This window comes from Sporolactobacillus inulinus, assembly GCF_006539285.1.
Classification (GTDB): Bacteria; Bacillota; Bacilli; order Bacillales; family Sporolactobacillaceae; genus Sporolactobacillus; species Sporolactobacillus inulinus.
On record NZ_BJMS01000103.1, the window covers coordinates 1 to 10,607 of the forward strand.

Here is a 10,607-nt window from a genome sequence, read left to right on the forward strand (position 1 = left end):
TTTTGATCAGTAAGGTAAACATCTGCGCCTTTTAATGATAAACTAAGCATTAGAAAGTTTGTTCAGCGGACCCCGTGTTCGTGAACATTTAAAGGAGTGCTCATAAATGATTACAATGGATGATATTATTCGGGAAGGTAACCCGATTCTCAGACAAGTCGCAAAGGAAGTCCCGCTTCCTGCCACAGAAGACGAAAAAAATACGTTAAAAGAAATGCTTCAATTTCTAAAAAATAGTCAAGATGAAACGATTGCAAAAAAATACGGCCTGCGCGCCGGTATTGGTCTTGCAGCACCGCAAATTGCGCTTAGCAAGCGGATGATCGCTTTGTATTTGGATGATGAAAATGGCAAGCATTATGAGTACATGCTGTTCAATCCAAAAATCATCAGCCATTCGATTGAAAACACCTATCTTGATGGCGGTGAAGGCTGTCTCTCCGTTGACCGCGAAGTTCCCGGATTTGTACCACGGCATGCGCGAGTTAAGGTGAGCGCTTTTGATCTAAACGGTAAACCATTAACGCTTCGTCTTAAGGGTTACCCTGCCATTGCCATTCAGCATGAGATCGACCATTTGGACGGAATACTGTTTTACGATCGGATTGATAAGAAAGATCCGTTTAAAATTCCGGATCATGTGGAGGAAAATAACATCTATTAATCCGCATTGCTGATGCAAACCTTTGCAGTCCGTTTCCGTTTGATCTTAAGAAAAACCGGGTAAAAAGCGCCCGGTCCTTACTCTCCAACCATGTGTGATGGGCTCGTGTCTTTTCGGTGCTGAATCGTCGCTTCGGTTGCTCGCTGGCACGCTTCAACAAGGCGCGATCCCGCAGGCGTCAGAGCACCTCCGCTTTGATGCTCAGCCATGACACTGGTTTATTGGTTTGAAGACGGGCAAAATTATAAACTTTCTTACCCTGTAAAAAAAAGACCGCCGCGGCGGTCTTTTTTGCTTTTGTTTACAACAACCCTATTTCTTTCAATCCATTATAAATTCCGTCTTGATCGACCGGTGTAGTCACAAGTTTTGCTGATTTTTTTGCAGCATTTACAGCATTCCCCATCGCAATACCGGTGCCCACATAAGCAAGCATCTCAACATCATTATTCCCGTCCCCAAATGCGCAAGCATCTTCAGGGGTGAGATTCAAACGATTCAAAAGCTGTTTTATTCCAGCTGCTTTAGAGCCGCTTCCCGGGATAACATCCACGCCATACTCATGCCAGCGAACGTAACGAAACGCATTAAACGGGGTGTCCTTTAGAAAACGCGAATTATCAGCCTCTGAATAAAAAAGCAATCCTTGATAGATGGGATGATCCTCAGCAAAATGAGCATCTTGCTCTGGAAATGCGAAAGGCAGTTTCAAGCTTGCAATCCCCTTCTTTGCTTTCTCATCAACAGGGCCGGCCATTTTCATCGTTTCCTCATTGACTAGTGTCATCGACCAGCCAAGCTCGTCAGCCTTTTCGATCAGGGCATGCAGCGCTGAATCCTGAAGCGGGTTCGTATACACCGCTTCATCTTGATGAACGACATACGAGCCATTAATACTGATAAACGTATGGATATCCAGCTGCGCTCTGAGGTCGCGGAACATAAACGGCGCTCTGCCGGTTGCGATCGCAGTAATTACCCCGCCCTTTTGCAGCCGGTGCACGGCTTCTGCAGTAGATTCCGGAATCTTTTTATCATAGTCATACAATGTATCATCAATATCAAAGAAAACAATCTTCGGTTTCGACACGTCAAAAATCCCCCTTTTTTCTGGATCGAATCGATTCAAGCGAACCGTTCGTTCGATTCAAAACCCTCGTTCCATTATATCAGTTTAAACAAATAACATCGGCTTTCCGGTATGATTTTTCGCAGAACGTCAAAAATAAATCTAAACCGTTTCACATCGCACTGGCAAGCATTCCTTCAATTAAGAAGCTAGACAGTGAAAAAGATCGCCATTTCATATATAATGATTTGTAGAACATTTTTTTGTTGGAGGGAATACGCATAATGATTTACAAAGTATTATATCAGTCGTCTAAAGATGAAATCCCTGTCAGGGAACAGACAGAGACCCTTTATCTTGAAGCAGCGGACATTCGCGATGTTCGCAAAAAACTTGCAGACAAACCATACAACGTGGAATTTATTCAGCCGCTCACTGGCAAGTTCCTTGGTTATGAAAAAAAGTCTGCCGCATTTAAACTGGAGAAACTGTAATTTATGAAATTCGTTAAGAACCATCAAACAGCCGTTTTTTCTCTTGGCGGACTGGGAGAAATCGGTAAAAACACGTATGCTGTTCAATTTCAGGATGAGATTATCGTTATTGACGCAGGAATCAAGTTTCCAGAAGATGACCTTCTCGGTATCGATTATGTCATTCCCGATTACAGCTATTTAGTCAGGAACGCTGATAAAATCAAGGGTCTGTTCATTACTCACGGACATGAAGATCATATCGGCGGTGTTCCCTACCTGCTGCGTGAGGTCAATATACCTATCTATGCTGGAAAGTTAGCCGCAGGACTGATTCGAAACAAGTTGGATGAACACAATCTGCTTCGAACCACAGTGATTCATGAAATCACGGAAGACGACATCATTAAATTTCAAAAAACATCGGTCAGCTTCTTTAGAACCACACACAGCATTCCGGATTCCTATGGCGTCGTCGTTAAAACACCTCAGGGAAATATCGTTGAAACCGGTGACTTTAAATTCGACTTTACTCCGGTCGGCGGTCAAATCGCCAATTTAACCAAAATGGCTGAAATCGGCAAGGAAGGCGTTCTTTGCCTTATGTCGGATTCAACAAATGCGGAAGTACCCGGCTTCACCATGACCGAGCGTGAAGTTGGCGAAAATATTAAAGATATTTTCCGTAAGGTTGACGGACGGATCATTTTCGCCACATTTGCATCAAACATTCATCGGCTTCAGCAAGTCGTTGATGCCTCGGTAGAAGCCGGCCGGAAAATTGCCGTGTTTGGCCGTAGCATGGAAGCCGCCATTACCATAGGTGAAGAACTCGGCTATATCCATGCCCCTGAGGATACGTTTATCGACCATCAGCAAATCAATCATTTGCCGGATCAAGAAGTAACGATCTTATGTACCGGCAGCCAAGGCGAACCGATGGCCGCATTATCACGGATCGCAAACGGAACTCATCGGCAAATCCAGATTCAGCCTGGGGATACGGTGATCTTTTCCTCGTCGCCGATTCCGGGAAATACAGTAAGCATTAACCGGACCATTAACCAGCTCTATCGTGCCGGTGCCGATGTTATTCACGGAAAACTGAGCAATATCCATACATCTGGTCACGGTGGTCAGGAAGAAGAAAAATTGATGCTGCGCCTGCTCAAGCCAAAATTCTTTATGCCGATCCACGGAGAATACCGCATGCTGAAAAAGCATGTTGAAACCGCACATGCTTGCGGAATCCCATACGATCATTCATTCATAATGAGTATTGGCGATGTACTTGCTCTTGACCAAAATTCTGCGACTGTAACTGGCAAGATCCCTTCCGGCACCGTTTACATCGACGGAAGCGGAATCGGTGATATCGGTAATATTGTTCTTCGTGATCGCAAGATTCTCTCCGAAGAAGGTTTAGTTATTGTCGTTGTTAGTGCAGATATCGAAGCCCATAAGCTGCTTGCCGGGCCTGACATTATTTCACGAGGATTCGTTTACATGCGTGAGTCCGGGGACTTAATCAATGAAGCACAAAGCCTTTTGACTCAGCGTCTACAGGAAGTCATCCAACGCAATTCCTTGCAATGGTCACAGATTAAAAGCGAGGTCACGAATGTTTTGGCACCATTCCTCTATGAACGTACACGGCGCAAACCAATGATCCTTCCAATTATTATGGAAGTTGATGAAAAAGCAAACAAGCAAATGGAAAACAGCAAATAACACTGTTTTTTCATAAAAATGAAGCACAGCAGCCCTTTCGGGTCGTTGTGCTTTTTCTTATTTCATTATTCATGATGTTTCTGATCCGCTACATTCCAGCAGCGAATGCGCAAATAGCAAACCAACGTACCTATGCTAATCACAAGAGAAAAGACGAAGAACCATGCGGATTTCGCCCAGTTGGACAATCCCGAATTCAAAACAATATCCGGATAAACAAGATAAGGGAAATGAGAAACCGTATAACCGTATAAAGCAAAGAAATATTGAAGCATAACAAAAAGGAAGGTCCACGGATATTTTCTAAGAAAAACTAAGGTAACTGCAGCAAGCAAACAGATCAGTGAGAGGACAAACGGCCATAAACCATCCAAAGCCGCACTGAAATGTTCAGGGTTTTGCGATTCCAACCCCAGAAAGACAACGCCACTGGCCAATACGGTCGGCATGCTTAGAAACAGCGCGTAATTCCTAAAATGTTCTGTGAGCGGTTCGTTGCCCATTTTCCAGGCGAACTGTACAAGATACATAGCACTAATATAGAAGATACTGACAACCGCAATCAGTACAACCGACCAAAAGTATACATTGAACGTCAAAGATCGAACAAATGCGTAAAATGCTCCTGTTCCATAATCAGCAAAACCGCCCTCACTAATCACAAGCACAATGCTCAGAACAACGGGTATAAAAATTCCGATAATCCCATTACCGCTTGAAAACACGCGACTTGCCGTACTTCCTCTCGGTAACAATTCAGCAAGTGCAAAGAACGTTCCTTTTACAACGATAAGAACGATCGCAAGGCCACCGCAAAAAATAAGCGGGGTCTGAAAATTAAGGAGAATTTCCGGAGAGAAGCCAATCACAGCCGCAAAAATAAGCACAAAGCCGATATTCATGAATTCAGAGGTTGGAGACAGCCACCTCTGGAGCGGCGCGTAAAACCGTCCCTCATGTCCCAAATACTGGCCGTAGAACAGGTAAAAACCCATGCCAAAATCTATTGATGCCGCAATCATATATCCGTACATTATCGTCCAAAGAATAACTAGAAACACTGCTCCAATCATATGATCTGTACGCTCCAGTCTGCAAACACGCTTTCTGTTAAGTCTTCCTCCCCATTATACCAAAGAACCTTTGTGCTTCACGAAAAGATACACTGAAACGGTACAAATAAGCACCACTGCTCAGTTCAATTGGTCTAATGTATTGTGCCGGCTAAGCATCAAATGAACAGACCTTCCGTCAAGATTCATGAGCTCCTCTTAGTCCCCTGCTCCACGATCTCCCCTTCAACAAAATTAAAACAGGACGATCCTCTCGCCCTGTTTTTTCAATGACAGCAAATCAGTTGCTGTCCAAATAGTCAAAACTCGTGTTTTGCTGCTCCATGCGGATCATCCATTCTTCGTTTTATTCAGAACCATCAAAGGACAGTTTCTCCCTTGTTGAAAAAATATGCATCCTAGTGTGTAAAGAAAAACGATCCGCCCAAGTTTCACTCAGCGAATCGTTTTTTTATTTTCTATCACTATCACTCATTGCAAATTGAAATCTCCGGAATTTGTTCTCACTCTGATTTTGTATTTGCCGTCGCTTTTTTGTCCGATAATGAGGTGATCTGTTTTTTCTTTAAAGAGGAATCCGTCCAGATTAACTGTGCCTTCTCCTGACCCGCCGCGATAGTCAACGGACAATGAATCTGGATCCTGCGCAAAATTAATATCGATATCACCGCTCGCTACTTGCGCATCAATATCTCCGGACAATTGGTGACTTTCAATGTCTAGGTCGCCCGAATTAGCTTGTGCAATCAGAGATCCGCTGTACCTTAGAACATCAATATCTCCGGAGGCCGTTTCAAGTCGCGTGGACTTGGCAGTCAAATCGGACACGTCAAGATCTCCACTGTTTGCAGAGACACGGGCTTCGTTCTGGGCTTGATTATGCTGCATATCAATATCACCACTGGACGCCTGAACGATAAAATTCCCTCTAGACTTACTATTTTTAGCAGTGACATCTCCGGAGCCGGAAGTTAAAGACAAGTGTCCTGCCTGTAGGTCTTCAATAGAAAGATCTCCTGAGCCCACATCAACAGTAATTTGGTTATACGCCTGCTCCGGAACCTCGATGATTAGCTTTGACCAACCAATAGTGAAGGTGAAAAACGATTGATTCCGCACTGCAGTCACATGAAGAGCATCGCCTTCCTTATTGATCGCAAGCTTAACCCCTTGGATCATTTGCTTATTGCCCCAGCCCTTCACCTTGGCAGACAATTGATCACGATTTGTTTTCTTTACTTCAACATCCAGCGAGGATACGTCTACATTTATTTTCTTTATTCCATTGACCGATGCTGTTTTTGTTTGTGCGCTTGCTTTGCTCGTTTGGAAAAGATCTGTTGTTTGAAAAACAATCAATCCTCCTATAGCGCCGATAAGAATGAGTGCCAGGGCAATATAGATAATTTTTTTCATGATCGCTTCCTCCCTGTTATGAGATCCATGTTAAAACGGACATAACCGACACATGCGTGCCAAAGAAATTTACCGATGTAGCTCAATGCGATACTGAGCAGTAAGCCTACTCCGCAGCAAGCAAGCGATACGAAGAAGGTGAATAAAAAAGCATCAAAACCAGACTGAAAATAGGATAAAAGCGAAAGCAGCGGGCTGATCACCAGACAAATGGCACCAACCCATAGACCAATAAATCCGAAGAAAATGCCGAAAGCAGGTCCTGCAACAACCACCAGATTAAAAAAAATCAGGACCATAGCGAGCAGCAGCGAGCGCGTTGCTGACGTTGCCCCACCCTGTCTCGCCGGATTTGTGGCATAATAATCGGCAAGTTCCGCGTTAGCAATATCTTTTGGATCACCGAGTTCTTGAATGATTTCTTCTTCTGTTTTTCCTTCATTAGATCCAATCGTGAAATGTTCTTCAAAGTCCGCTAGAATTTCATCACGCTCTTTTTTGGGGAGTTCTCTCAGCAAGTGGTTCAGGTTACGAAAAAAATCATTTTTCACCATGTCCCGCTCCCTCCTTAATAAATTGATCAACCGCTTCGGAAAATTGTTTCCATTCGTCAATTAATGCATTCATATACTGCTCCCCTTCTGCTGTAATGGAGTAATATTTTCTTGGCGGTCCTTCAGTTGACTCGCCGAGATACGTGGATAGATAGCCTTCCTTCGTCAGACGCCGAAGCAGCGGATAAAGTGTACCCTCAGCCACTTCAATTTTTTTCGAAATGTTCTGAGCAAGTTCGTACCCGTACTGGTCTCTACCATCGATAAGCACAAGCACACAAAGTTCCAGAACACCTTTTTTGAACTGAACATTCAAGTGATTCATCCTTTCAAATCAAGATGTATTTATTGATCACTACTGATTATTATCTAATAGATGTCCAAAAGATAGCGTGATCGACTCGTTCATTCCATGTGTATAGAATAATACACTCTACTGATTAATGCAATATAGTTGGTCGGATCATTTTCTTACTCATTTATCGGAATTTGAAGTCGCCGGAACTTGTCTGTACTCTGACGGTGTATCTGCCGTCGCCTTTCTTGCCGACGATTCGGTGGTCGCTTTTTTCTTCATAGAGCATATCCTTAATACGCAAAGATCCGTCGCCTGAAGAACCACGATAATCCATCGTAACGGAATCCGGTTCCTCTCTTGCACTTAAAGTGTAAATTCAAGCCAGTAAAAAAATCGGAGCGAAAAAGATTATTTCGCTCCGAAAGATCTTTCGTTTTATTTTGTTAAAAACCTTCTCGAATATACGTACTGACAACTTTAACTCCTTGAGCAAGTGCTGCTTCATCGGGCTTAAAATCCGCTGAATGCAAGTTCGCTGTTTTTCCAACACCGAGCCAAAACATAAAGCCTGGAAAGTCACGCAAAAAATATCCGAAGTCTTCGCCGGCCATTCCCTCATCACAAAGTTCAAGAGGATACTTGTTCTGCCTGCAAAATTGAATAAACGGATCAACATATTCTTTACGGTTAAAGACCTGATAATAGTTGGCACCGTAATCAATCTCACCTCTACACTGATAGGCGGTTTCTACCGCCTGAACATGGCGCTCAATATCGGCTTTAATTGCCTTCATCGTTTCCTGATCAAGCGTTCGGATTGTCCCTTCAACACGCGCATGTTCAGCAATGATGTTCTGCTTTGTGCCCCCGGATATTTTTCCAATTGTTAACACAGCTGAATGAAGTGGATTCACGCGCCGTGCAACGATGGTTTGCAAACCCACTACAAAATGACTGGCAGCCACAATGGTGTCATGTGTCAGATGCGGACTCGCAGCATGACCACCCTTACCAAAGAAATCGATAAACAATTCGGAAGTATTGGCGAACAGAATACCCTCTCGTGTCGCTACCGTTCCTGCAGGAAATTCAGGGGATACATGCAATGCGAAAATCGAATCTGGTTTCCAGTTTTGGAATTCGCTGCTTGCCATAATGGGAAGGGCTCCTCCCGGCCCTTCTTCAGCAGGTTGAAAGATAAATAATACGTCTTCCTTCACCGGATGAAGAACAACGTCCTCAAGTGCCCCCAATGCGATCGTCATGTGAAAGTCATGTCCGCAAGCATGCATATTGCCTACATTTTTGGATTGAAAGGAATAGCCGGTATTTTCTTTAATCGGCAGGGCATCGATGTCCGTACGGAAACCAATGACCTTCGTTGGATGGGTTCCAGCCACGCGAACAAGCAACCCGGTCTTCCACTTTTTAATTTGTACACGTTCTTGAGGCAACTGTTTTATTTGATCAAGCAGAAACGCTTGCGTTTCCACCTCTTCAAAACCGAGCTCCGGAATCTGATGCAGCGCACGTCTTACAGCAACATAGTCCATATTTGGTCCCTTCCCATTTTTCAAGCGGGTTACCCGCATGATTATAATTGACGTAGTTCCTTCATGATCTCTGTTTTTGAACGCGTTTTTTCATCAATTTTCTTCAGGACACGAGCAGGAGCACCCACAACGACCGTATAGTCGGGAACATCCTTGGTAACGATGGCACCAGCAGCGACTACGGCGCCTCTACCGATGTGAACACCTTCCAGAACAACGGCATTCGCGCCAACAAGGACGTCGTCCTCAATAACAACCGGTTGTGCCGACGGAGGTTCCACTACACCAGCGAGTACCGCTCCAGCGCCGATGTGACAATTTTTCCCTACAGTCGCGCGTCCGCCAAGCACTGCGTTCATATCAATCATCGTTCCTTCGCCAACCACAGCGCCGATATTGATCACTGCCCCCATCATAATGACTGCTTGTTTGCCGATTTCAACCTTTTCGCGAATAAGCGCTCCCGGTTCAATACGGGCCTCGATCCCTTTGAGATCAAGCAGCGGCACTGCAGAATTTGCTGCATTGTTTTCGACAACGTAATCCTCAATTTTATCTTTATTGGCGGACAGTATCGGTTCAATAGCTTTCCAATCGCCAAACAGCGTTCCCGCTTGTCCACTAATAAATGATTTAACCTCTGCTCCAAATGAAAGTGAGCTTAGATCACCTTTTATGTAAACTTTAACCGGTGTTTTCTTTATGCTGTTTTGCAAAAAAGAAATAATTTCATGTGCATCCATTTGTTTCATAAAAGTCCCTCCATATAGTCGTTTCACTTGATATATTAACGAAAGTCAGGAAAAAAGTCCACGTTTCACCAGTTCAATAAAAGCATGAACCTGTTTCAAGCGTGTCGCTTTCTGATCATAGAGCAACCAGTTATCACGAACAATTGCTCTTCCCTGATGATCCTGTAACGGAATGCGCTGCACGCGATCTTGCTCGGTCAAACTGATTGACGGCAGCACTGCATAGCCGATTCCATGTGTAACCATCTGTTTGCACGTCTCGATCTGATCAACCAAAATTGTACGGCTCGGCGGTCTCAAATTTTGGGAATGCCACCAATTCTGAATCACTTGATCATAGCTTGAGTCACTACGAAATTGAACATAGGGACGATCATCCACGTTTAATTCTTCTAATCGCGTAATTTTTGAATCAACGAATTGAAGCGGATCAGAGAAAAGATGCAGTTTACCCCCGCTCCAATTCGGAGTTCCACGAACAATCGCCGCTTGGCATTCACCGCGATAAATTTGTTTCAGTACCTCACTTGACCAACCTGTTGCCAATGAAATTCTTACATGAGGATACTCATCAACAAAGGTTTTTAATACATTTGGGAGCCAGTACTGCCCGTTAACAGAAGACACCGCTAATTTCAAGGTCCCATAAATTTCCGATGCGTGAGCCCGTAGTTCCGCACGTGTTTCCGCCATCCGTTCCAGTGTGCTACGCGCAAATTTTTCAATGCGTTCTCCTTCTGCAGTCAGCATGACGCCACGTCTGGAACGAACAAACAATTTCGCGTTCCATTCTAATTCAATGGCATGGAGCCGCTGGCTTAGTGCGGGCTGAGAAACAAAGAGCCGTTCCGAAGCTTTACTCATGGTTCCTTCTTCAGACAACACGACGATGAGTTCCAGATCAGCGAATTTCATACCTCGTCCTCCAACAATTTTGTGTCTATCTGATTCTTGATCATACCACAAAATCGTTCAATAAAACCTTATCTAGTAGACAAAAAAAATAGACATGATATAATGTCTA

12 protein-coding genes are annotated in these 10,607 nt (G+C 44.0%); 3 read left to right on the forward strand and 9 right to left on the reverse strand.

The window, feature by feature from the left end; all coding sequences use genetic code 11:
• Positions 1 to 106 precede the first annotated feature (106 nt).
• Positions 107 to 664: a peptide deformylase gene (gene def, locus SIN01_RS12355; protein ID WP_010027835.1), complete on the forward strand. Its 558-nt coding sequence runs from the start codon at positions 107 to 109 to the stop codon at positions 662 to 664.
• 301 nt (positions 665 to 965) lie between these two features.
• Here the strand turns inward: def and SIN01_RS12360 are convergent, their stop codons facing one another.
• A complete protein-coding gene (locus tag SIN01_RS12360) occupies positions 966 to 1,754 on the reverse strand; it encodes a Cof-type HAD-IIB family hydrolase (RefSeq protein WP_010026511.1) in 789 nt (262 codons plus the stop codon).
• Between the two features lie 263 nt (positions 1,755 to 2,017).
• Here SIN01_RS12360 and SIN01_RS12365 point away from each other — a divergent pair, with 263 nt between their 5' ends.
• Both SIN01_RS12365 and rnjA read left to right on the forward strand, forming a co-directional pair.
• Positions 2,018 to 2,227 (forward strand): DNA-dependent RNA polymerase subunit epsilon, encoded by a 210-nt coding sequence (locus tag SIN01_RS12365; protein ID WP_010026510.1) that lies wholly within the window; start codon positions 2,018 to 2,020, stop codon positions 2,225 to 2,227.
• 3 nt (positions 2,228 to 2,230) lie between these two features.
• Positions 2,231 to 3,937 (forward strand): ribonuclease J1, encoded by a 1,707-nt coding sequence (gene rnjA, locus SIN01_RS12370; RefSeq protein ID WP_010026507.1) that lies wholly within the window; start codon positions 2,231 to 2,233, stop codon positions 3,935 to 3,937.
• Between the two features lie 65 nt (positions 3,938 to 4,002).
• On the opposite strand, the gene SIN01_RS12375 is transcribed toward rnjA, so the two are convergent.
• The 8 genes from SIN01_RS12375 to ccpC all read right to left on the reverse strand — a co-directional run bounded on the left by SIN01_RS12375 (position 4,003) and on the right by ccpC (position 10,498).
• On the reverse strand, positions 4,003 to 5,010 hold the full coding sequence (locus SIN01_RS12375) for a cytochrome d ubiquinol oxidase subunit II (RefSeq protein WP_010026506.1): 1,008 nt from the start codon (positions 5,008 to 5,010) through the stop codon (positions 4,003 to 4,005).
• A 471-nt stretch (positions 5,011 to 5,481) separates the two neighbouring features.
• Entirely contained in the window at positions 5,482 to 6,426 is a 945-nt protein-coding gene (locus SIN01_RS12380) for a DUF4097 family beta strand repeat-containing protein (protein WP_010026505.1), read from the reverse strand.
• The gene (locus SIN01_RS12385) at positions 6,423 to 6,980 is read right to left on the reverse strand and encodes an HAAS signaling domain-containing protein (protein ID WP_010026504.1); all 558 of its coding nucleotides are present in this window, start codon (positions 6,978 to 6,980) and stop codon (positions 6,423 to 6,425) included. Before SIN01_RS12385 ends, SIN01_RS12380 begins: the two co-directional genes overlap by 4 nt.
• Entirely contained in the window at positions 6,967 to 7,296 is a 330-nt protein-coding gene (locus tag SIN01_RS12390; protein ID WP_010026503.1) for a PadR family transcriptional regulator, read from the reverse strand. Before SIN01_RS12390 ends, SIN01_RS12385 begins: the two co-directional genes overlap by 14 nt.
• A gap of 163 nt (positions 7,297 to 7,459) precedes the next feature.
• Positions 7,460 to 7,654 carry a DUF4097 family beta strand repeat-containing protein gene (locus SIN01_RS12395; protein ID WP_010026501.1) on the reverse strand — a complete coding sequence of 65 codons (195 nt, stop codon included), beginning with the start codon at positions 7,652 to 7,654 and terminating at the stop codon, positions 7,460 to 7,462.
• 67 nt (positions 7,655 to 7,721) lie between these two features.
• Entirely contained in the window at positions 7,722 to 8,831 is a 1,110-nt protein-coding gene (locus tag SIN01_RS12400) for an N-acetyldiaminopimelate deacetylase (RefSeq protein WP_010024326.1), read from the reverse strand.
• A gap of 41 nt (positions 8,832 to 8,872) precedes the next feature.
• Complete coding sequence (dapD, locus tag SIN01_RS12405; RefSeq protein ID WP_010024325.1) at positions 8,873 to 9,583, reverse strand: 2,3,4,5-tetrahydropyridine-2,6-dicarboxylate N-acetyltransferase; 711 nt, start codon at positions 9,581 to 9,583, stop codon at positions 8,873 to 8,875.
• 45 nt (positions 9,584 to 9,628) lie between these two features.
• Positions 9,629 to 10,498, reverse strand: a complete 870-nt coding sequence (ccpC, locus tag SIN01_RS12410; RefSeq protein WP_010024324.1) for a transcriptional regulator CcpC — start codon at positions 10,496 to 10,498, stop codon at positions 9,629 to 9,631.
• Between the last annotated feature and the right edge of the window lie 109 nt (positions 10,499 to 10,607).